Annotated in this window: 24 protein-coding genes and 1 tRNA gene; 6 read left to right on the top strand and 19 right to left on the bottom strand. The window is 66.4% G+C overall.

Annotation, left to right across the window (positions count from 1 at the left end; genetic code table 11):
* Window positions 1–21: 21 nt before the first annotated feature.
* The 3 genes from rapZ to uvrA are packed head-to-tail and all read right to left on the bottom strand — an operon-like array spanning window position 22 to window position 5,737.
* The gene (gene rapZ, locus ABIE24_RS01040; RefSeq protein WP_354495939.1) at window positions 22–894 is read right to left on the bottom strand and encodes an RNase adapter RapZ; all 873 of its coding nucleotides are present in this window, start codon (window positions 892–894) and stop codon (window positions 22–24) included.
* Window positions 895–950: 56 nt separating this feature from the next.
* The gene (uvrC, locus tag ABIE24_RS01045) at window positions 951–2,846 is read right to left on the bottom strand and encodes an excinuclease ABC subunit UvrC (RefSeq protein WP_354495942.1); all 1,896 of its coding nucleotides are present in this window, start codon (window positions 2,844–2,846) and stop codon (window positions 951–953) included.
* Window positions 2,846–5,737 (bottom strand): excinuclease ABC subunit UvrA, encoded by a 2,892-nt coding sequence (uvrA, locus tag ABIE24_RS01050; RefSeq protein ID WP_354495944.1) that lies wholly within the window; start codon window positions 5,735–5,737, stop codon window positions 2,846–2,848. Before uvrA ends, uvrC begins: the two co-directional genes overlap by 1 nt.
* Before the next feature lie 56 nt (window positions 5,738–5,793).
* Here uvrA and ABIE24_RS01055 point away from each other — a divergent pair, with 56 nt between their 5' ends.
* Window positions 5,794–6,468 (top strand): protein-L-isoaspartate(D-aspartate) O-methyltransferase, encoded by a 675-nt coding sequence (locus ABIE24_RS01055; protein ID WP_354495946.1) that lies wholly within the window; start codon window positions 5,794–5,796, stop codon window positions 6,466–6,468.
* A gap of 4 nt (window positions 6,469–6,472) precedes the next feature.
* Here the strand turns inward: ABIE24_RS01055 and uvrB are convergent, their stop codons facing one another.
* The 5 genes from uvrB to ABIE24_RS01080 all read right to left on the bottom strand — a co-directional run bounded on the left by uvrB (window position 6,473) and on the right by ABIE24_RS01080 (window position 12,580).
* On the bottom strand, window positions 6,473–8,539 hold the full coding sequence (gene uvrB / locus ABIE24_RS01060; protein ID WP_354495948.1) for an excinuclease ABC subunit UvrB: 2,067 nt from the start codon (window positions 8,537–8,539) through the stop codon (window positions 6,473–6,475).
* Between the two features lie 40 nt (window positions 8,540–8,579).
* Entirely contained in the window at window positions 8,580–9,188 is a 609-nt protein-coding gene (gene coaE / locus ABIE24_RS01065; RefSeq protein ID WP_354495950.1) for a dephospho-CoA kinase, read from the bottom strand.
* Window positions 9,189–9,204: 16 nt separating this feature from the next.
* Window positions 9,205–9,864 (bottom strand): TetR/AcrR family transcriptional regulator, encoded by a 660-nt coding sequence (locus ABIE24_RS01070; RefSeq protein WP_354495952.1) that lies wholly within the window; start codon window positions 9,862–9,864, stop codon window positions 9,205–9,207.
* 175 nt (window positions 9,865–10,039) lie between these two features.
* The gene (gene rpsA / locus ABIE24_RS01075) at window positions 10,040–11,485 is read right to left on the bottom strand and encodes a 30S ribosomal protein S1 (RefSeq protein WP_354495954.1); all 1,446 of its coding nucleotides are present in this window, start codon (window positions 11,483–11,485) and stop codon (window positions 10,040–10,042) included.
* 159 nt (window positions 11,486–11,644) lie between these two features.
* On the bottom strand, window positions 11,645–12,580 hold the full coding sequence (locus ABIE24_RS01080; protein ID WP_354495956.1) for an ATP-grasp domain-containing protein: 936 nt from the start codon (window positions 12,578–12,580) through the stop codon (window positions 11,645–11,647).
* A 114-nt stretch (window positions 12,581–12,694) separates the two neighbouring features.
* Between ABIE24_RS01080 and ABIE24_RS01085 the strand changes: the two genes are divergently transcribed.
* On the top strand, window positions 12,695–13,276 hold the full coding sequence (locus ABIE24_RS01085) for a hypothetical protein (RefSeq protein WP_354495958.1): 582 nt from the start codon (window positions 12,695–12,697) through the stop codon (window positions 13,274–13,276).
* A 20-nt stretch (window positions 13,277–13,296) separates the two neighbouring features.
* Here ABIE24_RS01085 and ABIE24_RS01090 read toward each other — a convergent pair whose 3' ends face one another.
* Both ABIE24_RS01090 and polA read right to left on the bottom strand, forming a co-directional pair.
* Window positions 13,297–14,973: a DUF885 domain-containing protein gene (locus ABIE24_RS01090; protein WP_354495959.1), complete on the bottom strand. Its 1,677-nt coding sequence runs from the start codon at window positions 14,971–14,973 to the stop codon at window positions 13,297–13,299.
* A gap of 42 nt (window positions 14,974–15,015) precedes the next feature.
* Complete coding sequence (polA, locus tag ABIE24_RS01095) at window positions 15,016–17,679, bottom strand: DNA polymerase I (RefSeq protein WP_354495961.1); 2,664 nt, start codon at window positions 17,677–17,679, stop codon at window positions 15,016–15,018.
* Window positions 17,680–17,736: 57 nt separating this feature from the next.
* On the opposite strand from polA, the gene ABIE24_RS01100 reads away from it, so the two are divergent.
* The gene (locus ABIE24_RS01100; protein WP_354495963.1) at window positions 17,737–18,159 is read left to right on the top strand and encodes a hotdog fold thioesterase; all 423 of its coding nucleotides are present in this window, start codon (window positions 17,737–17,739) and stop codon (window positions 18,157–18,159) included.
* A 222-nt stretch (window positions 18,160–18,381) separates the two neighbouring features.
* On the opposite strand, the gene ABIE24_RS01105 is transcribed toward ABIE24_RS01100, so the two are convergent.
* Window positions 18,382–18,987 carry an ANTAR domain-containing response regulator gene (locus ABIE24_RS01105; protein ID WP_354495964.1) on the bottom strand — a complete coding sequence of 202 codons (606 nt, stop codon included), beginning with the start codon at window positions 18,985–18,987 and terminating at the stop codon, window positions 18,382–18,384.
* A 38-nt stretch (window positions 18,988–19,025) separates the two neighbouring features.
* Here ABIE24_RS01105 and ABIE24_RS01110 point away from each other — a divergent pair.
* A tRNA-Leu gene (locus tag ABIE24_RS01110) sits at window positions 19,026–19,108 on the top strand.
* A gap of 52 nt (window positions 19,109–19,160) precedes the next feature.
* On the opposite strand, the gene ABIE24_RS01115 is transcribed toward ABIE24_RS01110, so the two are convergent.
* Together ABIE24_RS01115 and ABIE24_RS01120 are read right to left on the bottom strand one after the other, a co-directional pair.
* Window positions 19,161–19,637, bottom strand: a complete 477-nt coding sequence (locus ABIE24_RS01115; protein ID WP_354495966.1) for a DUF6194 family protein — start codon at window positions 19,635–19,637, stop codon at window positions 19,161–19,163.
* 3 nt (window positions 19,638–19,640) lie between these two features.
* On the bottom strand, window positions 19,641–20,318 hold the full coding sequence (locus ABIE24_RS01120) for a DUF6766 family protein (RefSeq protein WP_354495968.1): 678 nt from the start codon (window positions 20,316–20,318) through the stop codon (window positions 19,641–19,643).
* A gap of 177 nt (window positions 20,319–20,495) precedes the next feature.
* Between ABIE24_RS01120 and ABIE24_RS01125 the strand changes: the two genes are divergently transcribed.
* The gene (locus ABIE24_RS01125; RefSeq protein ID WP_354495970.1) at window positions 20,496–20,960 is read left to right on the top strand and encodes a hypothetical protein; all 465 of its coding nucleotides are present in this window, start codon (window positions 20,496–20,498) and stop codon (window positions 20,958–20,960) included.
* A 7-nt stretch (window positions 20,961–20,967) separates the two neighbouring features.
* On the opposite strand, the gene ABIE24_RS01130 is transcribed toward ABIE24_RS01125, so the two are convergent.
* The 3 genes from ABIE24_RS01130 to ABIE24_RS01140 form a co-directional block, all read right to left on the bottom strand.
* Entirely contained in the window at window positions 20,968–22,065 is a 1,098-nt protein-coding gene (locus tag ABIE24_RS01130; RefSeq protein ID WP_354495973.1) for a fatty acid desaturase family protein, read from the bottom strand.
* A gap of 131 nt (window positions 22,066–22,196) precedes the next feature.
* Window positions 22,197–22,508 (bottom strand): DUF7882 family protein, encoded by a 312-nt coding sequence (locus ABIE24_RS01135; RefSeq protein WP_354495976.1) that lies wholly within the window; start codon window positions 22,506–22,508, stop codon window positions 22,197–22,199.
* 129 nt (window positions 22,509–22,637) lie between these two features.
* Entirely contained in the window at window positions 22,638–23,516 is an 879-nt protein-coding gene (locus ABIE24_RS01140) for a transposase (RefSeq protein ID WP_354495978.1), read from the bottom strand.
* 50 nt (window positions 23,517–23,566) lie between these two features.
* On the opposite strand from ABIE24_RS01140, the gene ABIE24_RS01145 reads away from it, so the two are divergent.
* Window positions 23,567–24,016, top strand: a complete 450-nt coding sequence (locus ABIE24_RS01145; protein ID WP_354495980.1) for a ribosomal maturation YjgA family protein — start codon at window positions 23,567–23,569, stop codon at window positions 24,014–24,016.
* 1 nt (window position 24,017) lies between these two features.
* Here the strand turns inward: ABIE24_RS01145 and ABIE24_RS01150 are convergent, their stop codons facing one another.
* Genes ABIE24_RS01150 through ABIE24_RS01160 form a run of 3 tightly spaced genes read right to left on the bottom strand, consistent with a single transcriptional unit; the run spans window position 24,018 to window position 25,853 of the window.
* Window positions 24,018–24,533, bottom strand: coding sequence for a CinA family protein (locus ABIE24_RS01150; protein ID WP_354495982.1), 516 nt, complete (start codon window positions 24,531–24,533; stop codon window positions 24,018–24,020).
* A gap of 49 nt (window positions 24,534–24,582) precedes the next feature.
* Window positions 24,583–25,560 carry a DNA topoisomerase IB gene (locus ABIE24_RS01155; protein ID WP_354495985.1) on the bottom strand — a complete coding sequence of 326 codons (978 nt, stop codon included), beginning with the start codon at window positions 25,558–25,560 and terminating at the stop codon, window positions 24,583–24,585.
* A 26-nt stretch (window positions 25,561–25,586) separates the two neighbouring features.
* Window positions 25,587–25,853, bottom strand: coding sequence for a DUF7218 family protein (locus ABIE24_RS01160; RefSeq protein ID WP_354495987.1), 267 nt, complete (start codon window positions 25,851–25,853; stop codon window positions 25,587–25,589).
* Between the last annotated feature and the right edge of the window lie 2 nt (window positions 25,854–25,855).

The raw sequence follows: 25,855 nt of genomic DNA on the forward strand, positions 1-25,855 counted from the left end.
CAATAACGCAACCTGGCGCTGCTATTCGCGCCCCAGGTCCCTGTGTTTCACGTTCGTGGCCACCCCGGGCAGCTCGGCGAGCTTGTCGGCGAGCTGAAGTGCGAGGGCGACGGAGCGGTGTTTTCCGCCCGTGCAGCCGATGGCGAATGTGGCGAATCGTTTGTTTTCCCGCTGATACCCGGCCAGGACCGGGGCGAGAGCAGTCGCATAGCTGTCCAGGAATTCCCGGGCGCCCGGCTGGCCGAGCACGAAGTCGCTGACTTCGGCGTCCAGTCCAGTATGCGCCCGCAACTCGGGAACCCAAAACGGGTTGGGCAGGAATCGGGCATCCGCGACGGTGTCGGCATCCGATGGGAGCCCGTATTTGAAGCCGAAACTCATCACCGTGAGCTTGACGCCCGGCGTCCCTTCCGCGGCGAACAATTCGGCCGTCTTGGTGGCCAGCTGGTGAACGTTGAGATCGGATGTGTCGATGACGATGTCACTGGATTCGCGGATCGTGGAAAGCCGGGCGCGTTCACTCGCGATGCCGTCCAGGATCGTCCCTCCGCCCTGGAGCGGGTGCGGCCGGCGGACCGCGTCGAACCGGCGCACGAGCGCGGCATCCGTGGCGTCGAGGAAGACGACCCGGAGTTTCGTGCCTGACCGCAGCGACTGGATCATCTGCTGCAGGTCGCCGAAGAAGTCCCGGCCGCGCACGTCGACGACCGCGGCGATCCGCGGAAGGGCTCCGCCGGCTCGTTCGGCGAGATCGATCAGTGGTCGGAGCATCTGCGGGGGCAGGTTGTCGACGACGTACCACTCGAGGTCTTCCAGGGCATTCGCAACGGTGGACCTGCCTGCTCCCGACATGCCCGTGACAATCAGTACTTCCTGAGGGGTCGGCTGCTCCACCGGGTTTCCTGCACTTTCGGTTGCGCGGCCGACCTGGTCCGGCTGCCCTCCCCAGCCTACCGACTGTTCAACTGGGCGTGGATGGCTGAGGCGAGGGCGGGGCCGATGCCGGCGACCTCGGTGATCGCCTCGGGGGTGGCCTGTTTGAGCTTGGCAACGGAGCCGAAGTGCCGCAGCAGCGACTTGACCCTCGCCGGGCCCAGCCCGGGAATGTCGGCCAGCACGCTGGAGATGTCGTTTCGTCGTTTCGCCCGCTGGTAGGTGATGGCGAAGCGGTGAGCTTCGTCCCGAACCCGCTGGAGCAGGAACAGCGCTTCGGAGTTGCGGGGAAGGATGACCGGATAGTCGCTGTCCGGGAGCCAGATCTCTTCCAGTCGCTTGGCCATTCCCACGAGTTGGATGTCGTCGCGCCCGGATTCGAGGAGCGCGCGGCGAGCGGCGTGCACCTGCGGTTGTCCGCCGTCGACGATGAGCAGTTGCGGGGGGTAAGCGAACTTGCGCGGCTTGGCGACGGCTTCCGCCGCGGCGTCCGCGTCGGTCGTCTCCAGCTCGCCGGCCTCGGGTTCGGTCAGGTAGGCGAGGCGCCGCGACAGCACCTGGTAGATCGACTCGGTGTCATCGGTGGACTCCGCGATGCTGAACCGCCGGTACTGGTCCTTACGCGGCAAGCCGTCCTCGAACACCACCATGGACGCGACGATGTTGGTCCCGGACAGGTGGGAGACGTCGAAGCATTCGATCCGCAGTGGGGCCTGTTCCATCCCGATCGCCGTCTGGATATCGGTCAGGGCCTGCGAGCGGGCGACGAAATCGGCGCTGCGCCTGGTCTTGTACAGCATGAGCGCGTTCTTGGCGTTGATCACGGCGGTCTGCATCAGTGCCGCCTTCTCACCACGCTGGGCGGTGTGGAGCCGCACCTTGCCCTTGCCGCGGAGCCCGGCCAGCCAGGTCTCGAGTTCGGCGGCATCCTCGGGCAGTTCAGGAACGAGGATCTCGCGCGGGATGTCGACGACAGCGCCGGAATCGTATGCCCGCTGCAGAACGCTGTCGACGAGCTCGGCGGTGGAGAGGTCGAGTTCCTTGTCGACCGTCCAGGAGCGGACACCGCGGATCCGACCGCCTCGCACGATGAACTGTTGCACGGCCGCGGAGAGCTCATCGTGGGCGAGGCCGAAGAGGTCCGCGTCGACCGAGTCCTTGAGCACGACGGCGCTCTTGTCGAGCACCGCCTCGAGCGCCTGCAGCCGGTCCCGGTACCGTGCGGCAGCCTCGTAATCCTGCACTGCGGCGGCCTCGCGCATCTTCTTCGTCGCCTCGGTCACGAATCGCTTGTCGTTGCCGTTGAGGAAACTGACGAAGTCGTTCACCATGGCACGGTGCTCGTCGAGGCTGACCCGACCGGAACAGGGGCCTCCGCAACGCCCGATCTGACCGGGGAAGCACGGCCGCCCGGACTGCATCGCCCGCTTGTAACTCGAGTCCGAGCAGGTTCGGATCGGGAATGCCTTGATCATCAGGTCGATCGTTTCGTGCACGGCCCAGATCTTCGGGTACGGGCCGAAGTATTTGGCTCCGCGGATCCGGGGATTCCGGGTGACGAGCACGCGGGGCGCCTCATCGCCGAGGGTCACGGCCAGGTACGGGTACGTCTTGTCGTCACGGAACTTGACGTTGAACGGCGGCTCGAACTCCTTGATCCACGTGTACTCGAGTTGCAGCGCATCGATGTCGCTGCCGACAACCGTCCACTCGACACTTTTCGCCGTGGTGACCATCCGCCGGGTGCGTTCGTGCAGGCTCGGCAGCGGCGCGAAGTAGTTGCTGAGCCGCGCGCGCAGGTTCTTTGCTTTGCCGACGTACAGGACGCGCGCATTCTCGTCGCGGAACCGGTACACGCCGGGGCTCGTCGGGATCTCCCCCGGGCGCGGCCGGTAACTGAGGGTTTTGCCCACTACCCCGCCTTACGAGCGACGACCTGGCCGGCCTCCAGGACTTCCTTGAGGTAGTAGCCGGTGTGGCTCTTCTTCACCGTCGCCAGCTTCTCGGGGGTGCCCGTGGCGAGGACCTTGCCGCCGCCGGCTCCACCCTCGGGCCCGAGGTCGATCAGCCAGTCGGCCGATTTGATCACGTCGAGGTTGTGCTCGATGACGATCACGGTGTTGCCCTTGTCGACGAGGCTGTTGAGCACGAGAAGCAGTTTGCGTACGTCTTCGAAGTGCAACCCGGTGGTCGGCTCGTCGAGCACGTAAATGCTTCGGCCATTCGTTCGCCGCTGAAGCTCGGTGGCGAGTTTCACCCGCTGCGCCTCGCCGCCGGACAGCGTCGTGGCGCTCTGGCCGAGGCGCACGTAACCGAGACCGACCTCGACGAGGGTCTTGAGGAACCGGTGGATGGACGTGATCGGCTCGAAAAAGTCCGCGGCTTCCGAAATCGGCATGTCGAGCACTTCGGCGATGTTCTTGCCTTTGTAGTGCACCGAGAGGGTGTCGCGGTTGTACCGCGCTCCCCCGCAGACCTCGCAGGCCACGTAGACATCGGGAAGGAAGTTCATCTCGATCTTGATCGTGCCGTCGCCGGAGCAGGCCTCGCAGCGCCCGCCCTTGACGTTGAAACTGAACCGCCCGGGGAGGTAGCCACGCGTCTTCGCTTCGATCGTCTCCGAGAACAGGTTCCGGATGCGATCGAAGACGCCGGTGTAGGTGGCCGGGTTCGACCGCGGGGTGCGCCCGATCGGCGCCTGGTCGACGTGGATCACCTTGTCGAGCTGTTCCACACCGGTCACCCGGGTGTGCTTGCCCGGCAGCTTCCTGGCACCGTTGAGCTTGTTGGCCAGCACCCGGTAGAGCACGTCGTTGACGAGGGAGGACTTGCCTGACCCGCTCACGCCGGTGACGGCGGTGAAGATGCCGAGGGGGAAGTCGACGGTCACCTTGCGGAGGTTGTTCGCCTCGGCGCCGACGACCGTGACCATCCGGGCCGGATCCACCGGCCGGCGGATCTCAGGGACCGCGATCTCCTTGCGCCCGGAGAGGTAGTCGCCGGTGAGCGAGCGGGTGTTCGACAGCAGGTCGTCGTATGACCCGGAGTGCACGACGGTACCGCCGTTGACTCCGGCGCCTGGGCCGATGTCGACGATCCAGTCGGCGGTCCGGATGGTGTCCTCGTCGTGCTCGACGACGATGAGGGTGTTGCCGAGGTCACGCAGGGTGACGAGGGTCTGGATGAGGCGGCGGTTGTCGCGCTGGTGCAGCCCGATGCTCGGTTCGTCGAGGACGTAGAGCACACCGGTGAGGCCGGAGCCGATCTGGGTGGCCAGCCGGATGCGTTGCGCTTCACCGCCGGACAGCGAGCCGGCGGTGCGGGACAGGTTGAGGTAGTTCAGGCCGACCTGGATCAGGAAGTCCAGCCGCACCTTGATCTCGCGGAGCACCTGCGCGGCGATCATGCCCTCACGGTCGGTCAGGTTCATCTGGTCCATGAACTCGCGTGCGTCGGTGAGGCTGAGCGATGCGACATCCGCGATGTTGGCGCCGTGGATGAGGACGCTGAGGACCTCGGGCTTCAGCCGCTTACCCTCGCAGACCGGGCACGGGATCTCGCGGAGGTACTCGCCCCAGCGTGCGCGCTGGACATCGGTTTCGGCCTGGGCGTACTGACGTTCGATGTAGGGCATGACACCCTCGAAACCGGAGGTGTAGCTCACCTCACGCCCGTAGCGGTTCTTCCACTTGACCTTCACCTTGAAGTTTTCGCCGCGCAGCACCGCCTCCTGCACCTTCGCCGGAAGTTTCTTCCACGGCGTGCGCAGCGAGAAGTCGAGGTCGAGCGCGAGGCCCTCGAGCAGCTTCTCGTAGTACTGGTACAGCCCCTTGCCCTGTGTCGTCCACGGGATGATCACACCGTCGTCGATGCTGAGGTCCTCGTCGCCGATCAGCAGGTCCTGGTCGACCGACATACGCGTGCCGAGGCCCGAACACTCGGGGCACGCGCCGAACGGGGCGTTGAAGCTGAAGGTGCGCGGTTCGATTTCGGTGAGCTGCACCGGGTGGTTGTTCGGGCAGGAGAGTTTCTCGCTGTAGGAGCGGATCGAGTCAGGCCCCTCTTCGTCGACGAGTTTGATCTGGACAACGCCGTCGGTGAGCCCCAGGGCCGTCTCGAGCGAGTCGGTGAGACGGCTGAGCGCGTCGGGCCCGGCAACCAGACGGTCGACGACCACGGAGATGTCGTGCTTGTACGATTTTTTGAGCGTCGGCGGCTCGTTCAGCTGGATCTGTTCGCCGTCGACGAGGGCGCGGGCGTAGCCCTTGGCCGCCAGCTCCTTGAACAGGTCGACGAACTCGCCCTTCTTCTGCGTGACGATCGGGCTGGTCACCATGTATCGGGTGCCGGTCTCGAGTTCCATCAGCTGGTCGGCGATCTGCTGGACGGTCTGCCGTTGGATCGGCTCGCCGCATTCGGGGCAGTGCGGCACGCCGATGCGGGCCCAGAGCAGCCGCATGTAGTCGTAAACCTCGGTGATCGTGCCGACCGTCGACCGCGGGTTGCGGTTCGTCGACTTCTGGTCGATCGACACCGCCGGGCTGAGGCCTTCGATGAAGTCGACATCGGGGCGGTCGACCTGGCCGAGGAACTGGCGAGCGTATGCCGACAGCGACTCGACATACCGGCGCTGTCCTTCGGCAAAGATCGTGTCGAAGGCGAGCGACGACTTTCCTGAGCCGGACAAACCGGTGAACACCACGAGGGAATCCCGCGGGATGTCGAGGTCGACGTTGTGCAGGTTGTGCACGCGGGCGCCGCGGACGCTGAGTTTTGAGGTGGAGTTTACCTTCGAGATTGACACCCCACGAGTCTACTTTGACCCACTGACATCCCTGTCCCCAGGGTAGACAATGAGCTATGGATGGCTACGCCGCGAAGCGCGAACGGATGGTGGCTGACCAGATCGCCGCCCGCGGCATCCGGGATCCGCGGGTTCTCGACGCGATGCGGCGGGTGCCCCGTGAGGAGTTCGTGCGCCGGCTCTCGCGGCCGAATGCCTACGCTGACCATCCCCTGCCGATCGGTTCAGGGCAGACCATCTCCCAGCCGTATATCGTCGCGCTCACCGTCGAGGCGGCGCGGGTGGATGAGCACAGCCACGTCCTCGATGTCGGCACCGGGTCGGGCTACGCGGCCGCGGTTCTCGCGGAGATCGTCGCTGATGTGGTGTCGATCGAACGGCACGCGGAACTCGCGGACGGTGCGCGTGAGGTCCTGGCGCGGCTCGGCTACTCGAATGTCACCGTGGTGACCGGTGACGGAACCCTGGGCTGGCCGGATGCCGCCCCGTACGACGCGATCGTCGTGGCCGCTGCGGCGCCCCGGGTTCCGGATCCCTGGCTGGAGCAGCTGAAAGAAGGCGGTCGCGTGGTGATGCCGGTCGGCACCCCGGGGTTCGGCCAGAAACTGCAGCGCTTCACCCTCGGGCCCGAGCGGCTCCCCCGGGTGGACGACCTCGGCGGCGTCACGTTCGTTCCGCTGATCGGCACGCACGGGCTCGGCGCGCCGCTCTTCGAAGAGGGCGACGACTGAACGGTCAGCCGAGGTGCCCGGCCTTCTCCATCTGGCGGAGATCGCGTTTCAGGTCGGACAGTTCGTCGCGCAACCGACCGGCGAGTTCGAACTTGAGTTCGGCGGCGGCGGACAGCATCTGCGCGTTGAGGTCGGCGATGATCGACTCGAGCTGGGCGGCGCCTTCTGCCGCGATCCCCTCACGTCGCAGCCGAGGCGTCGGACTCCGCTTCTTGCCGTCACGGTGAGCGAGCATCTGCGCGGTGTCGGCTCCCTCACGCGCGAGGGCGTCGGTGATGTCGGCGATCTTCTTGCGCAGCGGCGTCGGGTCGATGCCGTGCTCGAGGTTGTAGGCGACCTGGGTTTCGCGGCGTCTCGTGGTTTCTTCGATCGCGCGTTGCATCGAATCGGTGAGCACATCGGCGTACATGTGCACTTCGCCTGATACGTTGCGCGCGGCGCGGCCGATGGTCTGGATGAGCGACGTCGATGAGCGGAGGAATCCCTCTTTGTCGGCGTCGAGGATGGCCACGAGCGAGACCTCGGGAAGGTCGAGGCCCTCCCGCAGCAGGTTGATGCCGACGAGGACGTCGTACAGCCCGGAGCGCAGTTCGCTGAGCAGTTCGACGCGCCGGAGCGTGTCGACGTCGGAGTGAAGGTAACGCACGCGCACGCCGGCTTCGGTGAGGAAGTCGGTGAGTTCTTCGGCCATCTTCTTCGTGAGGGTCGTCACCAGCACACGTTCGTCACGGCCGGCCCGCAGCCGGATCTCCTCGAGCAGATCGTCGATTTGGCCCTTGGACGGCTTGACGATGATCTGCGGGTCGACGAGTCCGGTCGGCCGGATGATCTGCTCGACGACGCCGTCGGCGATCCCCATCTCGTAGCGGCCGGGAGTCGCCGAGAGATATACGGTCTGCCCGACCCGGTCCTTGAACTCGTTCCACTTGAGCGGGCGGTTGTCGAGGGCGCTGGGGAGCCGGAACCCGTGCTCGACGAGGGTGCGTTTGCGCGACGAGTCGCCCTCATACATCGCACCGATCTGCGGGACGGTGACGTGCGATTCGTCGATCACGACGAGGAAGTCGTCGGGGAAATAGTCGATGAGACAGTGCGGAGCCTGCCCGGGGGCGCGGCCGTCCATGTGCCGGGAATAGTTCTCGATGCCTGAACAGAAGCCGATCTGCTGCATCATCTCGAGGTCGAAGGTCGTGCGCATCCGCAACCGCTGGGCTTCGAGCAGCTTGCCCTGGCGTTCGAGCTCGGCGAGGCGTTCCTCGAGTTCTTCCTGGATGGTGCCGATCGCACGCTGCATCACGTCGGTGCTCGCAACGTAGTGCGAACCGGGGAAGACCGACACCGAGTCGAGTTTGCGCACGATGTCACCGGTCAGCGGATGCAGCGAATACAGTCCTTCGATCTCATCGCCGAACATCTCGATCCGGATCGCAAGCTCCTCGTAGACCGGGATGATCTCGATCGTGTCGCCCCGTACCCGAAAATTGCCGCGCGAGAAATCGACGTCGTTGCGGTTGTACTGCATCGAAATGAACTTGCGGATCAGCCAGTCCCGGTCGACCCGCTGGCCGACCTGCAGGGCCATCATCGCGTTCAGGTACTCCTCGGGCTTGCCGAGGCCGTAGATGCACGACACCGTGGACACGACGATCACGTCGCGCCGGCTCAGGAGCGAGTTCGTGGTCGAGTGCCTGAGCCGCTCGACCTCGGCGTTGACTGATGAGTCCTTCTCGATGAAGGTGTCGGTCTGGGGAACGTACGCCTCGGGCTGGTAGTAGTCGTAGTAGGAGACGAAGTACTCGACGGCGTTGTTCGGCATCAGCTCGCGGAACTCGTTGGCGAGCTGGGCGGCGAGGGTCTTGTTGTGCGCGAGAACCAGGGTGGGTCGCTGGACCGCTTCGATCAGCCACGCGGTTGTCGCGGACTTGCCGGTTCCCGTCGCACCAAGCAGTACGACGTCCGTCTCGCCGGCCCTGATGCGGCCGCTGAGCTCGGCGATCGCCTTGGGCTGGTCGCCGCTCGGGGTGTATTCGCTGATGACCTCGAAGGGGTGCACAGAGCGGGTGGGTTGCATACTTCGAGTCTAGGCACGTCCGCCGACATTGACGGCGGTGCTAGAGGGCGGGCGCCGGCCGTACCTGCTCCCACAACCGGTCTGTCTGCGCCAGGGTTTCGTCGATACTGCCGTCGGTGTCGATCACGACGTCGGCGACGGCGAGGCGTTCCTCGTCGCTTGCCTGGGCGCCGATCCGCTGCCGGGCATCCTCCGCCGGCATCCCGCGTATTCCGGTGAGTCTGGACAGGCGCGTGGCGGGCGTTGCGTGAGCGACCACGACCAGGTCGAACGGGTACTCGTTGCGCGACTCGACCAGGAGGGGGATGTCATAGACGACGACAGCGGCGGGGTCCATGCGCACGGCCTCGGCGATCCGCTCGAGGCCGAGGTTCCTGACGGCCGGGTGCACGATGGCGTTGAGTTCCTGCCGCGCCTCGGGATCGGAGAACACGATGGCGCCGAGAGCCGCCCGGTCGAGGCTGCCATCGGGCTGCAGGATCCCGGACCCGAAACGATCGACGATCGCCGACAGTGCGGCGGTGCCGGGTTCGACGGCTTCCCGCGACAGCTGGTCGGCGTCGATGTGAACGGCGCCGCGTTCAGCGAGACGCTTCGCAATCGTGGACTTGCCCGAGGCGATGCCCCCGGTCAGGCCGATCAGGTACACGCCGACGCCCGTACGGTCAGGCGACCGGGACGAGGTGGCCCTCGAGGTACTTGACCGGGACGGAGCGGGCCTCAGCCAGCAGCCACGCGTCACCCTCGGCTGACGCGTCGAAGGCCAGGCGCTGAAGGGCGCGGGAGAGCTCGACGGCGACGTTGAGGTGCACCAGCCACCGCTCGTCGGTCGGGAAGTCGAACTGGGCGAGCAGCCCGGCGACGGCCGCGACGAACTCGTTCGAGCCCTTGAGGTACTGTTCCTGGCTCTCCTCGTCGCCGAGGATCCGGTACTGGGTTGCCTTGAAGCCGGGGATCGTCCGCCGAGCGAGGACCGACGTGTCGGTCATGATCCCCAGCGTCTCCTGCCAGGTCGTGGGATTCGCTTCCAGCAGCTTGTCGATGCACAGGGCGACGTACTGGTCCTGCATGTACTGGTAGACGCCCAGCATGAGGGCGATGCGGTCCGGGAAGAAACGGTAGACCGTTCCGATGGCCATCTCAGCGCGCTTGGCCACCTCGGCGGTCGTCACTCCGGCGTGCCCTGATTCGTCGATGATCTCGCCGCAGACCCGGAGGATTGCCTCGAGACTCTGACGGCTTCTTTCCTGCTGCGGGTTGTTCCGCAGCGCTTTCTCATTGGAGATGTCTGTCGCCAGGTATTGCCTCAGAGAACCAACGTCCACGTCGCGCCTTCAGTTGTTTGTAGTGAATAAGGAGCCGCCCCCAACTCGCAGCATTCACCGCCAACAGTATCAGTCGGCTGGTATCGCTCGTCCCCCACAAGCAGGGCACGGAGTCGGAGCGGAACACGGCGACTGGCCGGCCCCTGTCGGGACCGGCCAGTCGCTGTGGTGGTGCTTAGGAGTTGCTCGTGAGCTTCTCGCGGAGAGCCGCAAGCGACTCGTCGTCGGCGAGGGTGCCGCTGCCGGCCGTCTCGCTGGAGAAGCTCGAACCTGCCGACGGAGCGGCGGCAGCAACTGCCTCTTCCGTCGCGGCCGTTGCAACCTGCTTCTTGTGGGCTTCCCAGCGCGCCTGGGCTGCAGCGTAGTCCTGCTCCCACTTCTCGCGCTGGGTGTCGAAGCCCTCTTTCCACTCGTTGGTCTCCGGGTCGAAGCCCTCAGGGTACTTGTAGTTGCCCTGGTCGTCGTACTCGGTGAGCATTCCGTAGAGTGCCGGGTCGAATTCGGTGCCTTCGGGGTCGACGCCCTCGTTGGCCTGCTTGAGGCTCAGCGAGATGCGGCGGCGTTCGAGGTCGATGTCGATGACCTTGACGAACACCTCGTCGCCGACCGAGACAACCTGCTCGGCGAGTTCGACGTGCTTGCCGCTGAGCTCGGAGATGTGAACGAGGCCCTCGATGCCGTCTGCGACGCGAACGAACGCACCGAACGGAACGAGCTTGGTGACCTTGCCCGGTGCAACCTGGCCGATGGCGTGGGTGCGGGCGAAGACCTGCCACGGGTCTTCCTGCGTCGCCTTGAGCGACAGGGAGACGCGCTCACGGTCGAGGTCGACCTCGAGGATTTCGACGGTGACCTCCTGGCCAACCTCGACAACCTCGGACGCGTGCTCGATGTGCTTCCAGCTGAGCTCCGAGACGTGGACGAGGCCGTCGACGCCACCGAGGTCGACGAACGCACCGAAGTTGACGATCGACGAGACGATGCCCTTGCGGACCTGGCCCTTCTGGAGGTTGTTCAGGAACGTGGTGCGGCTCTCGGACTGAGTCTGCTCGAGGAGCGCGCGACGCGAAAGCACAACGTTGTTGCGGTTCTTGTCGAGCTCGAGGATCTTGGCCTCGATCTCCTGGCCGAGGTACGGCGTGAGGTCGCGAACCCGGCGCAGCTCGATGAGCGATGCGGGCAGGAAGCCACGGAGTCCGATGTCGACGATGAGTCCACCCTTGACGACCTCGATGACCGAACCGGTCACGACGCCATCGGTTTCCTTGATCTTCTCAACATCGCCCCACGCACGCTCGTACTGCGCGCGCTTCTTGGAGAGGATGAGGCGGCCTTCTTTGTCTTCCTTCTGGAGGACGAGGGCTTCGACCATGTCGCCGACCTGGACGACCTCGCTGGGGTCGACGTCGTGCTTGATCGAAAGTTCGCGAGAGGGGATGACACCCTCGGTCTTGTAGCCGACATCGAGGAGGACCTCGTCGCGATCGATCTTGACGACGGTACCTTCGATGAGGTCTCCGTCGTTGAAGAACTTCAGTGTTTTCTCGACCGCGGCCAGGAAGTCTTCAGCCGATCCGATGTCGTTGATAGCGACCTGCTTGGCGGTCGTTGCGGTTGTCATGTAGTGGTTGCTCCAGTAAGGACTGATTTCGGGCCGACACGATCCTGCCAATGTAGAGATTTTCAGGATGTTTTCCGTGCCGGCGAACGGATAGATCGTCACAAAAGTGACATGTCAGTCTATCGGGAATCGCGGGCGGGCCGCAAATGAGCATCTCGCCTAAGAATGGGCGCCGGAATCGTCTGTCGGGAGCAGTCTCTCCTGGACCGCAGACACGAAATTGCCGACGGCATCCTGTGCTGAATCGAGGAACAGCGACGGTTCGAACAGTTCCGCCTCGAGCACGAGGGGCCCGGCGACCGGGTCGTTCACGACGTCGATCCGGGCGTAAAGCGGGAGAGAGTCCGATTCGGACAGTCCCCGCCTGAGGAGGACGGTCCTGGCCGCGGCGATGAGGGCATCGCCGACCGCACGCTCCCGCAGGTCCGGGTCGACGGGCTCGATCGTCTCGACGTAGGTTCCGCCGAGCAGTCCCCCGCCGACGGCGAGCAGCGGGCCCTTCGAGACGGCGTGGCTGAACCGGCCGTTGAAGTAGAGCAGGGCGTGCTCGCCGCGCTCCTGCACGCCGTCGATCGCCGGCTGCACCATCACGGTTTTGCCGAGAGCGAGGATGTGCTCGGCCAGGGTTCGCGCGGCAGGATCGCCGATGTCGAACAGCCCCGTGTTCTGCGAGCCGGCGGACACCGACGGTTTGATGACAATGCGCGCAGACCCAAGCTGCGCGCGAGCCGTTTCCACCTCGTCGAGGGTGAGGCAGAACGTCGTCGGAACGAGCGGAACATCCGAAACCGCCCGGATGTCGCGCAGGTAGGTCTTGTCGATGTTCCAGCGGATCAGGGCGGGCGCGTTGACGACAGGGACGACGGATGCCACGCGGTCGAGCCAGTCGAGGAACGCCGCTGCCTGCTCGGGGTAGTCCCACGGTGACCGGATGATCACCAGGCCGAAGTCCTCCCAGAGGACCGACGGGTCGGTCCAGAGGACGACCCGTGTGGGAAGCCCGGCCGCCGTGAGCGCGTTCCGGAGCAGCGGAAGGTCGTCGTCGCGGAGGGCGGGGTCGGTGAGGCCGTGGCTGACGAGGGCGATCTGGGTCATTCGGTGGTTGCCTCCACTTTCTCTTCCCCATCCCTGCGACGGGGTGGGCATTGAATCGTAACGTGCGGCGGCGTAGGGTTCGGCGAAGAGCAGGTCCCCTGATGTGAGTGGTGCATGATGGATGTCACGGATCTGATCGTCCGCACGGCAGGCTGGCTCATCCTGGCCGGCATTCTCGTCTTCTTCACGGGCGCGGCCTTCGGCGTGCCGCAAGTGTTCGTGACCCGGACGCCCGAGGCACGACTCGCGTTGCTGCGGTCACGGGCGGGTGCCTGGCGGACGGCGCAGTGGTTCTACGCCGGCGGTCCGGTGATCACGGGTGTGGGTGTGCTGGTGCTCGCGACGGCCTGGTCGGGGCCGACCCAGCTGCTTGCCGGCAGCGCTGGAGGGGCAATGCTCGCGGGTGCGGTGCTGTTCAGCGTCAGTTGTGCCAGGCGCGGACACCGGATCGAGGAGTTCGCCCGCGGCGAGCTCCCAGCAGGACCCTGGCTGGGCTACGTCTGGCTCACCCTCGTCGGCCTGGCCCTGCTCGGACTGGCCAGCCTGGAGTACGAAACCTGGATCGGCGTCCTGCTGCTCGTCGCGGCCGCGGCGTACACGGCCCTTTTCGTCAGCACTCGAGACATCCCGCCCTTTGCCTTCTACCTCGTTCTCGCGGTGTACGCCGGCTGGATCCTGGTGGCCACGCCGCACTAGGGCGAGCGGCGCGTGCCTGATCAGTCCGCGAGGAGGGTGCGCTTGAGCGTGTCGAGGCCGACGCCGCCGAGGTCGAGGGCCTTCCGGTGGAAGTCCTTGATGTCGAAGGCGTTCCCTTCACGGCGGGCGTATTCGTCGCGGAGCTGCTCCCAGATCCGCTGCCCCACCTTGTACGACGGCGCCTGGCCCGGCCAGCCGAGGTACCTGTTCACCTCGAACCGGACGAACCCGTCGTTCATGTTGACGTTCTTGCGCAGGAACGCGAACGCATCGTCGGCGGTCCAGGTTCCGGTGCCGTCCGGGTGGGGTTTGCCCAGGTGCACGCCGATGTCGAGCACGACGCGCGCCGCCCGCATCCGCTGCCCGTCGAGCATCCCGAGCCGGTCCGCCGGGTCGTCGAGATAGCCGAGCTGTTCCATCAGCCGTTCGGCGTAGAGCGCCCAGCCCTCTGCGTGGCCTGAGGTGCCGGCAAGCTGCCGCCGCCAGGTGTTGAGCTTCGCCCGGTTGTAGACCGCCTGCCCGATCTGCAGGTGGTGCCCCGGAACGCCCTCGTGGTAGACGGTGGTGAGCTCACGCCAGGTGTCGAACTCGGTGACACCTTCGGGCACTGACCACCACATCCGGCCGGGGCGGGAGAAGTCGTCCGTCGGGCCGGTGTAATAGATCCCGCCCTCCTGCGTGGGAGCGATCATGCACTCGATCGTGCGGATCTCCTCGGGGATGTCGAAGTGGCTCCGACCGAGTTCGGCGACCGCACGGTCGCTGGTCTGCTGCATCCACTTCTGCAGGGCATCCGTGCCGTGCAGTTTGCGGCTCGAGTCGCCGTCGAGGAAGGCGATGGCCTCTTCGACGCTCGCCCCTGGCTTGATCTCGCGGGCGATGGACTCCTGCTCGGCGACCATGCGGGCGAGCTCGTCGATTCCCCACTCGTAGGTCTCATCGAAATCGATCGTGGCGCCGAGGAACCGGCGGGACTGGAGGGCATAGATGTCGCGGCCGACGGCATCCTGCTCCTGCGCGACGGGCTCGAGCTCGTGGGCCAGGAAGTCCGCGAGGGACGCGTACGCGACGGCGGCCTGCCCGGCGTTGTCCGCGAGGTCAGAGGCGAGAGAGGCCGGGAGCTGGCCGCCGTTCGGTGAGGCCGTCGCGGCGAGTTCGACGAAGAAGCCCTCGTCTGCGCTGTACCTCTTCGCCTGTTCGAAGACCTCAGCCACCTGCCGCCTGGCCGGGGTGATGCCGCGTTCGATGCCGAGGCGGAGCGTTTCGACGTAGCCGGCGATCGCCTCAGGCAGCGCCTTCAGCCGGGTGGAGACGTTCGCCCAGTCGTCGACGGTTGCCGTCGGCATGATGTCGAAAATCTCACGGATGCCCTGGGCGGGCGACGCGATCACGTTGAGGTCGCGCAGGTGGAGCTGCGCGTCTGCGCTCTCGAGGTCGAGTCGGAGTTCGCTGGTGAGGTCGGTCTTGGTGACCTCGTCCACGCCGTCGACCGGTTGCGCGGCGTCGAGCGCTGCCAGCGTCCGCTTCACTTCGGCGACGTACCGTTCGTGCCCGGCGGGCGAGAAATCGCCGAACCTGCCGTTCGCCTCAGTGCGGCCGATGTAGGTCCCGACCAGCGGATCGAGTTCGACGAGCGTGTCGACCCAGTCTTCGGCGATGGCGTCGACGGCTGACGGAGTGCGCGTGGGTTCAGTCATGGAGTCGAGCATAGGACAGCGGCGCCCGATGCGTCACGAAGTTCAGTGGGCGGCGGCATCCCAGTTGTGGCCGCGGCCCACATGGACGTCGAGCGGAACGGTCAGGTTCGCGGCACCGGCCATCCGGCTGCGAACGATCGCCTCGAGGGCATCCCACTCCCCCGCGACGACCTCGAAGATCAATTCGTCGTGCACCTGCATGAGCATGCGGGAACCGAGTCCCTGGGCGGCGACGTCGGCCTCGATGTGAACCATGGCGATCTTCATGATGTCGGCTGCCGAGCCCTGGATCGGAGCGTTGAGCGCGGCGCGCTGCGCGTTGTCGCGCAGCACCCGGTTGGGGCTCTTCAGGTCGGGGAACGGCCGGCGGCGGCCGAAGATCGTCGTGGTGTACCCGTCCTCGACGGCCTGTTCGACGACGTTGCGGAGGTAGTCACGCACGGCGCCGAACCGGGCGAAGTAGTCGCTCATGAGCTGCTTCGCCTCGGACGAGTCGATCCTCAGCTGCTTCGACAGGCCGAACGCGCTGAGCCCGTAGGCCAGGCCGTACGACATGGCCTTCACCTTGGTGCGCATTTCGTTCGTCACGTCGGCGGGGTCGACGCCGAAGATGCGGGCGCCGACGAAGCGGTGCAGGTCCTCGCCGGACCGGAACGCCTCGATCAGCCCCTCGTCACCGGAGAGGTGAGCCATGATCCGCATCTCGATCTGCGAGTAGTCGGCGGTGAGCAGCGTCTCGTAACCTTCGCCGGCTTCGAACGAGGCCCGGATGCGACGGCCCTCTTCGGTGCGGACGGGGATGTTCTGCAGGTTCGGATCGGTCGACGAGATCCGACCCGTTGTGGTCCCGGTCTGCACGTAGCTGGTGTGGACCCGGCCGTCAGCCGCGATCGCCTTGTCGACGGTCTCGACGATCTGACGCAGTTTGGTGGCGTCACGGTGTTCGAGCAGAAGGCCGAGGAAGGGATGCGGATTGGAGGCCTGCAGGTCGGCCAGCGCGCCGGCATCCGTCGAGAAGCCCGTCTTGTTCGCCCGGGTCTTCGGCATGTCGAGCTCGTTGAAGAGGACTTCCTGCAGTTGCTTCGGCGAGCCGAGGTTCACCTCGTGGCCGATGATCTCGTAACAGCGAGACGCGAGGTCGGCGGCTTTCGCGGCAAGCTCGGCGCTCAGCCCGGTCAGCTGTTCGTGGTTGACGGTGACGCCGCGCAGTTCGATGTCGACGAGGGTGAGCAGGGTCGGCACCTCGATCGAGGTGAGGACGTTGCGGGAGCCCGGGTCGAGCGCCACGGTCAGGGCACCGACCAGGCGGAGCGTGTACCAGGCCTCCACCGGCGCTGAGGCCGGCTCGTTCACCGGGACCAGTTGGTTCGGGTCTGACACCGGCAGGGTTTCGTCGAGGTACCGGCTGACGAGGTCGGACAGCGTTTTCTCCTGGCCGCTGGGCCGCAGAAGCCATCCGGCGACGTGGGTGTCGTAGGCGAGGCCGTCGAACCGGAGCCCGGCCGTCTTGAGCGCCTTGAGCTGCCGTTTCGCGTCGGTCATGAGCTTCGGGGCAGGGCTCGCCAGCCATTCCTCGAACGGGGCGTAGTCGGCGCGACCGGGAATCCACGCGACGGCGACGCACTCGGTCGGCGTCGAAATGCCCATGCCGGTGGGCTTGCCGTCGTACACGTCGACGGTGAACCCGAGGCCGTCGGGGTTTGCGGCGACGGCGCGCGTCAGCCAGGCGCCGAGCTCCTCATCGAGGAGCTGCTGCGGCACCGGGCTGGCCAGCGCTGCGGTCGCAGGCGAGGCGGATGCTTCGCCCTCTTCCACGACGCCTTCCGCCTTGAACAGGCGGTCCAGCATGGTCCGCAACTCGAGCCGGCCGAAGATGTCGCGCACCGCCTGCTCGTCGATCGGCTTCTTCACGAGCGAGTCGATGGTGACCGGCAGTTCCACGTCGGTGAGCAGGTGGTTGAGCTTGCGGTTGCGGATCGCGTTCTCTTTGTGCTCCCGGAGGCTCTCCCCCACTTTGCCGCCGATCTTGTCGGCGTTCTCGAGGATGCCGTCGAGGGTGCCGTAGAGGTTCAGCCACTTCACCGCGGTTTTCTCGCCCACCTTCGGCACGCCGGGCAGGTTGTCGCTGGTCTCGCCGACGAGGGCGGCGACTTCGGGATACTGGTGCGGTTGGATGCCGTACCGTTCCATCACCTTGGCGGCGTCGTACATCGTGAGGTCGGAGACCCCCATGCGCGACGGGTAGAGCAGCGTGACGTCGTCGTTGACGAGCTGGATCGTGTCGCGGTCGCCGGAGACGATGAGGACGCGGAAGCCCTGCTCCTTGCCCTGGACGGCGAGCGTGGCGAGGATGTCGTCGGCTTCGTAGTCCTCGATCGACAGGGTGGTGATGTTCATCGCCGCGAGTGCGGTCTGCAGCAGCGGCACCTGCCCGACGAACTCCGACGGGGTCGCACCCCGCGTGCCCTTGTACTCCGGGTACTCCCGGGTGCGAAAACTGGACCGCGAGATATCGAAGGCCACCGCGAGGTGGGTTGGCTTGTGGTCGCGGAGCAGGTTGATGAGCATCGCGAGAAAACCGTGGATGGCGTTGGTGTGCTGGCCGTCCTTGGTCGAGAAACTATCGACCGGAAGCGCGTAGAACGCCCGGAATGCTAGGGAATGACCGTCAATGACGAGGAGGGTAGGCTTTTCGTTGTCCGACACCACACCAGCCTACAAGCGACTTGCGATAGTGGGTTTCGAGCACCAGCGAAGGCGACGATGACCAACTCGATACCGAATGACCGCGACTACCTGCTCAAGCGCGGCGGAGGCGCCCTGGCCCAGAAAATGGGTTTCGAGGTGATCGAGTTCTCGGATGACCGGGCCGTGGCAACGATGCCGGTCGAGGGAAACACCCAGCCGGACCTGCTGCTCCACGGCGGAGCGTACGTGGTGCTCGGCGAGACGCTCGGCTCGATGGCGGCCAACCTGTGGGCGGGCGCGGGCAAGCTTGCTGTCGGCATCGACATCAACGCGACCCACACGCGGTCGGCCACGTCCGGCGTCGTCACCGGCGTCTGCACGCCGATCCACCTGGGCCGGTCCCTGACCGTGCACGAGATCGCAGTGACCGACGAACAGGGACGCCGGTGTTCGACCATCCGGATGACGAACCTGATCAAGGACCTGCCGGCCGGCTGACGGCATCGGGTGGGTTCGTTTGGCCCGGATGCCGGTTTCGGAGTGGAAAGTCGACATCTGCGTCAGATGAACTGCCGCGGATGCCGCGACCGTGCGTTCGTTTGGCCCGGATGCCGGTTTTCGGGCGGGGGAAGTCGGCGTTTGCGTCAGATGAAGCGGCGGCATCCGTTAACGACGAAGCGGGCCGGAGAACCGGCCCGCCCGCGTCACACGCCGCGGTTGTTACTTCTTCGCGGTGAGCTGTTCGACGATCGCCTGGGCGACGTCATGCATGGTCAGGCGGCGGTCCATCGACGCCTTCTGGATCCAGCGGAACGCCTCGGGCTCGGTGAGGCCCATCTTCTCGTTGAGCAGGCCCTTGGCCCGGTCGACGAGCTTGCGGGTCTCGAAACGCTCGACCATGTCGGCGACTTCGGCCTCGAGAGTGATGATCTGCTGGTACCGGCTCAGCGCGATCTCGATCGCGGGCAGCAGGTCGTTCGGTGTGAACGGCTTGACGACGTAGGCGAGGGCTCCCGCTTCGCTCGCGCGTTCGACGAGTTCTTTCTGGCTGAACGCCGTGAGCAGCACGACCGGTGCGATCTGCGCCTTGTTCAGGCGTTCAGCGGCGGAGATTCCGTCGAGCTGGGGCATCTTGACGTCCATGATGACCAGGTCCGGTCGCAGTTCGGTGGCGAGGGCGACAGCCGTCTCACCATCGCCGGCCTCACCCACGACCTCGAATCCGTTGTCTCGGAGGATCTCGACGATGTCGAGTCGGATGAGGGATTCATCTTCGGCTACGACAACTCGACGCGGGGCGGGGGCGGTTACATCTGGCTCGGTCACGGCTTAATCCTACGGTACTCTTGTGCACGTTGTTACGAGCCGGTGTGGCGGAATGGCAGACGCGGAGCACTCAAAATGCTTTGTTCGAAAGGACGTGTGGGTTCGAGTCCCACCACCGGCACAACAGTTTGGTCCAGCAGTTTCGGTCACGCGGGGCGGCGACGCCCCGATCGTCAGTGCGACGCGCGACGGTCGTGCCGCTTCGCCGCGAGATCGCGGGCGTCGGCGATGAGGCCTTTCGCCGTCTCGAGCGTCCACTCCCCCGGGTTGAGGATCGACACCCAGCCCTGCGCCGCGTAGACCGGGTGCGGCAGCAGCTCGTCCAGCTGGGTGTAGTCGAATTCTCCGGCGTGTTCCGCGTGCTGGGACGGTGCATAGCCGAGCAGGTCGACGAACGCGGCACGGCCGACGGCGATGTTGAGCCGGAACACGCCCGGGCGGTCGAGGTCGGATGCCTCGTCGAATCCGGTGTAGTCCTTCGTCACGATCGTCGTGAACGGATGCAGCCGGTTCTGCGGGTCGTCGTCGGGATCGAAGTAGAAGAACGAGTCGCCCCACGCGATTTGCGGCGCCCCCGATCCTTCGCCGACGGTGTCGACGATGACGCCGGGAAGGCTCCGGCCGTAGCGGATGAGCTCGTCCTCACTCATGCTTCACTCACTCTCAGTCGCCGACTCATGGTGGGGTGTTCCCACCGGCTTGGACTCCGACGATCCGCGCTGCCTCAGGTAGATCGAGAACGCGACCATGGTGCCGACAGCGAGAAACTCGGACTGCCAGTTCTGCAGGGTCCGGTTCCAGAAGTCCGCTGTCGTGACGTATCCGAGCCAGTCGACGGTCTGCTCCCCGTGTTGGCGCTGCTCATCGTTGTACACCACCGTGCCCGCCACCGACTGGATGAACCAGGACACCGCGAACACGCCGCCCATGACGAGGAGCAGCGAGTTCGAGTAGAGGACCTGCCGCCAGCCCCCCGCCCGTGCCCATTTCGGCGAGTCCTCGCGGGCGAATGCTCCGACGAGCTGGTTCTCGTCGGAGTCGATCCCCTCATCGCCCGGCTTCTTCGACTCAGGCGACCCCTTCTGCACCAGCCAGATCGTGGCGAGGATGAAGAGGAAGAACTGCAGGTACTCCGACTGCCAGTTCTCGGCGACGTCGACGACGAACGCACTGGATGTCACGAACGCCCCCCACGACACCGGCTCGCCACCGTGCGCAGCCTGTTCCTCGTTGAAGACCAGGAGCCCGGCGACTGACTGGCCGGCGAGTGCCAGCACGAAGATCGTCCCGAAGAAGATGCTGAGGCCGTGGTCGCGCCAGATCGACTTCATCGGACTCACCGCCCCGAAAGACTGACGAGAAGCATGCAGAGCAGGCCGATCACGACGACCCCGATCCACGACACGAATACCGCTCTCATGCTCGGACCGTACCGCGCCGGCGAGGAACGCGGAAGGCCACGGCCGGGGATAGCGGTTCCCCGTGCGCCGGCGGGATAATGGCTGGCTATGACACTCTCCGACTCCGGTCCCGATTCCGCCCACCGACGCCCGGATTCAGCCAGCGACGAAACAATCGCGGCGCTCGGCAAACTGTCTGAAGCCCTCGAGGTCGTGGAACACGCCAGGGGTTACCTCTACGGTTTCCACCGCCTGACCGGCAAGGCGGACCTTGCTCTTGGTGAGGCGGTGGGGATGCTGCGCGCTGCCGGCCACGAGGCCCTCGCCGCGGAGATCGACGCTGAGATCGTCGGTCGCAACGTGATCGAGGGGCGGTGGACGTTCCAGATCGTCGAGGACTACGACGCGAACTACTACCGGGCGTTCGTCGCCGCTGAGGACCGCGCCCGGCAGGAACTGGTCGACGGCAAACGCCACCTGTTCGAAGCGGAGATGAAGGAGGACCGACGCACCCACGGTCGCCGCCACCATGAGGCGCGGCCCGCAGACGTCGAGGACCGTACAGACGGCTGACGGTCGCTTACAGTGCGGATCGTTGGGCCACCAGCGGGCAGTCGAACGGGTCGCTCTGGCCCAGCCCGACCCGGTTGATATACCGCAGCACGATCCCGTACGACTCGAACAGTCCCGTCTGCGTGTATGTCACTCCGCGTTCCTGGCAGTAGGCCGAGATGATCGGGGCCGCCCGGCGCAGGTGCGGGCGCGGCATCGACGGGAACAGGTGATGCTCGATCTGGTAGTTGAGTCCGCCGAGAGCGACGTCGAGGAACTTCGTTCCTCGCACGTTCCGGCTCATGAGAACCTGCCTGCGCAGGAAGTCGAGCTTGGCGTCACGCGGAACCAGCGGCATCCCCTTGTGATTCGGCGCGAACGCGACTCCCATGTAGAAGCCGAAGACGCCCAGCTGCACACCCAGGAACGCAAAGGCGATGCCGGGAGACAGCACGACGAAGACAAGGGCGAGGTAGCCGCCCAGCCGGAGGAGAATGAACAGGATCTCCACCCAACGCCGGTCGATGGGCTCCCGGCTGAAAACGCGGCGAACGCTGGATGCGTGCAGGGACAGCCCCTCCAGCAGGAGGATCGGAAAGAAGAAGACGCCCTGGTGCGCGATCGCCCACGCCGTGACCGGGTTGCGGCGCTTCGCCGCCTGTGCGGGCGTGAATGAAATGACCGGCAGCTCGATGTCCGGGTCGGCGCCGTCCTTGTTCGGGTTGGCGTGGTGACGGGTGTGCTTGTGCTGCCACCAGCCGTAACTCATGCCGACGAAGAGGTCGCCGATGATGAGGCTTGTCCAGTCGTTCCACCGGCCCGACCGGAAGATCTGCCGGTGGGCGGCGTCATGGCCGAGGAATGCCGTCTGCGTGAACAGCACAGCGAAGCCGACCGCGACGAGCAACTGCCACCACGTGTCGCCGACGATCAGGAACACCGTGACGGCCACAGCGTAAGCGACCGGAAGGGCGACAAGCTTCGCCCAGTAGTAGCCATACCGTCGGCGCATCAGCCCTGACGCGTGAATTTTCTGCGCCAACTCCGAGAATTCGCTCGTCGTGTCGCGCGCCCTGGGCGGTCGCGGGGACGAAGGGGGAAGAAAAGCGGGAACGTCTGATGCCACGGTGTCCTCCAGTCCGGAAACGGAATGGGGCGACCGGGGTCCTGGGTTGCCGTTGAATGCCACTGTACGCCGCTCGCGCGTCGGTGGTCCAGATCCACAGCCGACGTGGAGGCTGTGGCGACGCCCTGGTGTCAGGTGCGTTCGGTGGGCTCCGGGGTGAGGCGCAGGTTGCCGCCGCTGTTGGCAGCGGACATCAGTTCTTCGAGCCACTCCCGGTTGAGTTTCTCCTCAGCCGTCCCGTCGAACTGGAACTGCAGCGGGATCGACGGGTGGACCCAGAGGATCCGCCGACCTGTGCCGGCGTTCTCAACGCGGCCGTCGACCGCAAAGGCGAACATCTCGCCACGCCGGAGCTTGGTGATCATGACGACCCTCAGATGGGCCAACTCACGGTCGGAAGCTTCGATCTCGACAGCCGGAAGCCCATACAACAGCTTTCCCATGGTTTCCTTTCCCGACGGGGCGGGCACCCCCTGTATAAGCACGATAGTGGGCAGAAGGCCCGAAGATCACGTATTCGGCCCAAACTGCGTCCACATCCGTACCGGCAGACAGACTCGCGAGCCGCCGACTCAGGCCTTCCGGAGCGACCGGAGCCTCTCCGTCGCCCGCTCCGCCGCGCGGGTGGCAACGTCGGCGCGGTGGTCGGCGGATGCCGCGTCGCGGCTGAGCGCGTTCTCCTCGCGTTCGGTGCTCGCCAGTTCCCGGTCCAGCGCCGAGAGCCGCTCGGCGAGGTCGTCGCGTTCCCTGGCGAGCTCTGCCCGGCGCCCCGCGAGAGCCGTCCGCTTCTCGCGAATGGCAGCCCGTTCGGCGTCGGCCTCGGCGACGCGCGCCAGCGCGTCATCCGCTTTCTTCTCGGCCTCGGCGACGGCGCGGGCCGACGGCTTCTTCTCGACGACCGACAGGACCGGACGGGATGCCCGGGCGACCGCGACCTCAGGCAGGGCGACAGCGTCGTCGACATCGACCGGTTCGATTCCGTTCGACGCCAGGGAACGGAGCAGGCGTCCGCTTCGCACGGCGTCGGCCGCCGCCGGGTCCGACATCGCCGCGTGCAGTGTCTGTTCCAGCTCGAGCATGGCCGCCGGGCTCACCTTCTGGCCGGCCTCGCTCGCCAGCTGCTTGCCCTGCTGGGCCAGTGCCCGGATGAGCTGCAGCCGCTGCTTGCCGAGCTGACGCATCTCGGCCGCGTCGAGGTTCTTCTCGGCATCCCGGATCAGCGCGCCGAGGTCGACGAGTTCGTCGACCTCGGCCGTGCGCCGCGCGGCGAGCAGGTTTGCCAGCCAGGCGGCGACCGACGGTTTCGGCAGCCGGCCGATCCGGCGGGCAAGCTCGGCGTCGCCGTCTCCCCGGGCGGCCCGGACCCGGTCGGAGCGCACCGACACGAACTCCGACGGGGTCTGCAGGTAGAGGTCGGCGAGTACGTCGGTCAACTCCAGGCGGCTCGTCATTGGTTCAGGATACGCCGCAGCGCACCGGGGGCGTCCGCCAGAATGGGGGCGTGCCCTGGAACCCCGTCGCCCGCCCGCCGGGCTCGACACCGTCCATTCCGGATGCTCCGCCGCGACGTCCCCGGGGAACACTCCTCGCCCTCGCCGGCATCGTCGTCGTCGCCGGGATCCTGGTCCGCTCGATTCCGGGCGTGCTGGGCGACGCGGGCGGCGGCATCCTGTACGCCGGTCTCCTCTTCCTCGTCGTCGCGGTTCTTGTTCCCGCCGCGGCCGCGGTGCGGATCGGCGCGATCTCGCTTGGCATCTGTGTCGCGCTCGAGTTTCTGCAACTCACCGGCGTGCCGACGGTCGCTGCCGGGCTGGTGCCCCCGATCCGTTACGTCCTCGGGACGACCTTCGTGGCATCCGACCTGCTCGCCTACCTCGGAGGGACGATTCTGGCCGTCGTCACCGACCGGGTCGCGTCGCGGTCCCTGCCCGCCGCTCACGGGCACGGCTGACTCAGTGACTGCGTGCACTCGGCTGGACGAGGGCGTGTACGCGAGCCTCGAGCAGGCGAAGCGCAGCCACGACGGCGGAGTCGACGATCTCCTCGGGGCTCCCGCCGAGCTGGCGTTCCGCGACGTGGAGCTCGCCGCGCGGCGAATGGATGCCGATGAAGATGGTCCCGACCTCCTGGCCGTCCTGCTTGTCAGGACCGCCGACGCCGGTGACCGAGATCGACAGGTTCGCACCGAGAAGTTTCGCGACACCGGTTGCCATCTCTTCGGCGGCGCGAGCGGACACCACTGGTCCCGCCCCGACCTCGAGAACCCGGTGTTTCGTCTCGGTCATGTAGGCGACCACTCCCCCGGCGAACCAGGTCGAGGAGTTCGGCGCCGCCCCGAGTCGCACGGAGAGCAGGCCGCTGGTCAGGGACTCCGCCACCGCAATCCTGAAGTGGGTTCCGTCCACAGCGTGCGCGATGGCTTCGGCGAGGGCGACCGCCTGGGCTTCGCTGGGGTCGGAGGAGGTCATTGCCTCATTCTTCCCCCGAGCACGGCGCTGCCCAAGGGGTTGACACTCATCAGGCGTCATCCGTGCCGAGAATGAGCCTGCGGAGGGCCGTTTCCGGCGCCAGCCCGCGACCGTTGAGCAGGTCGCCCGACTGGTAACGGTCGAGGACGCGTGGGTCGATGTAGCTGCTCCGGGCGACCGCCGGCGTGTTGCCGAGGGCATCCGCCGTCTCCTTCACGGCGATCACCACGTTCCGCGCGTATCGGGTTGCGCTCGGTGCAGGGCCGAGCCGCCGCAACGCCGTCGCGGCGATGATGCTCCCGTGCAGGGTGCGGAAATCCTTCGCGGTGAAGTCGCCGTTTGTCCGCTCGCGGACGTAGTCGTTGACCTCCTGCGCACGGAGGGGCCGCCAGGTGCTGCCGCTCTTCCAGGCGAGCAGTCGCGCCCGCGGTCCGCGGGTCTTGAGCGAACGCACCACCGCGGCGAGGTCGGCGTCCTCGGTCTCACTCGACCACGCCTGACCGCTCTTGCCGGGGAAGTCCAGCAGCACGGTGTCTCCGCTGACGGTGGCGTGCCCGCAAAGCAGGGTGGTGAGCCCGTGACTGCCGTGCTCGAGAGCGAATCGTTCGCTGCCCACCCGGAGCCTCGCGGAATCGAGCAGACGGAACCCCGCGGCGAGGGCGCGCTCCCGCGAACCGGTCACGCCGCGCAGGTCGAGCGTCACCAGCCGCCGGGCGGAGGGCAACGCGAGGGCGAGGTCCAGCGCACGGTCGAACTTTCGTTCCGCTTGCTTGCGGGACCAGGCCTCGTGGTAGAGGTACTGGCGTCGGCCGGCCCCGTCGGTGCCGACCGCCTGGATGTGGGCGTTCGGCTGGGGGGCGATCCAGACATCGGTCCACGCCGGTGGGATGACGAGCGCGGTGATCCGTTCGATCGCCGCCTCGTCGTGGAGGGGCCGTCCTGCCTCATCGACATACCGGAACCCGGACCGGGTTCGTCTCCGACCGAACCCGGGAGCCGTCGTGTCACTCCTGCGCAGCCGGGGCACCGGGCCTCCTGCCGTCCGACGTGCTCTCAGGAATTGCGGAGCTCCGAGATGAGGTCCGCTTTACGTTTGCGCGAGTAGCCGGTGAGGCCGAGCTCTTTGGCCCGTTTCCTGAGATCTGCGACGGTCCAGTCCTCGTAACTTCCGGATTCCCCGCCCTTGCGCCCAACGGCGCTCCGTCCGCTCTGCGCGGCGGCATTGGAGATGCGGGCAGCCTTCTGCTTCGACGCCCCCTCTTTCCGGAGTTCCTCATACAGCTCAGGGTCCTTCAGGCTCGGATTGCTCTCGCGGGGCATGT

It is taken from the genome of Mycetocola sp. 2940, assembly GCF_040548835.1.
Classification (GTDB): domain Bacteria; phylum Actinomycetota; class Actinomycetes; order Actinomycetales; family Microbacteriaceae; genus Mycetocola_A.

Bases quoted from the DNA above. Each gene is read 5' to 3' on its own strand.
- ABIE24_RS01120 (WP_354495968.1), bottom strand. From the start codon at position 20,318: ATGAAGTCGATCTGGCGCGACCACGGCCTCAGCATCTTCTTCGGGACG.
- ABIE24_RS01125 (WP_354495970.1), top strand. From the start codon at position 20,496: ATGACACTCTCCGACTCCGGTCCCGATTCCGCCCACCGACGCCCGGAT.
- ABIE24_RS01090 (WP_354495959.1), bottom strand. From the start codon at position 14,973: ATGACTGAACCCACGCGCACTCCGTCAGCCGTCGACGCCATCGCCGAA.
- ABIE24_RS01055 (WP_354495946.1), top strand. From the start codon at position 5,794: ATGGATGGCTACGCCGCGAAGCGCGAACGGATGGTGGCTGACCAGATC.
- ABIE24_RS01135 (WP_354495976.1), bottom strand. From the start codon at position 22,508: ATGGGAAAGCTGTTGTATGGGCTTCCGGCTGTCGAGATCGAAGCTTCC.
- rpsA (WP_354495954.1), bottom strand. From the start codon at position 11,485: ATGACAACCGCAACGACCGCCAAGCAGGTCGCTATCAACGACATCGGA.
- ABIE24_RS01140 (WP_354495978.1), bottom strand. From the start codon at position 23,516: ATGACGAGCCGCCTGGAGTTGACCGACGTACTCGCCGACCTCTACCTG.
- ABIE24_RS01100 (WP_354495963.1), top strand. From the start codon at position 17,737: ATGACCAACTCGATACCGAATGACCGCGACTACCTGCTCAAGCGCGGC.
- ABIE24_RS01080 (WP_354495956.1), bottom strand. From the start codon at position 12,580: ATGACCCAGATCGCCCTCGTCAGCCACGGCCTCACCGACCCCGCCCTC.
- ABIE24_RS01150 (WP_354495982.1), bottom strand. From the start codon at position 24,533: ATGACCTCCTCCGACCCCAGCGAAGCCCAGGCGGTCGCCCTCGCCGAA.
- ABIE24_RS01160 (WP_354495987.1), bottom strand. From the start codon at position 25,853: ATGCCCCGCGAGAGCAATCCGAGCCTGAAGGACCCTGAGCTGTATGAG.
- ABIE24_RS01085 (WP_354495958.1), top strand. From the start codon at position 12,695: ATGATGGATGTCACGGATCTGATCGTCCGCACGGCAGGCTGGCTCATC.
- ABIE24_RS01115 (WP_354495966.1), bottom strand. From the start codon at position 19,637: ATGAGTGAGGACGAGCTCATCCGCTACGGCCGGAGCCTTCCCGGCGTC.
- uvrB (WP_354495948.1), bottom strand. From the start codon at position 8,539: ATGCAACCCACCCGCTCTGTGCACCCCTTCGAGGTCATCAGCGAATAC.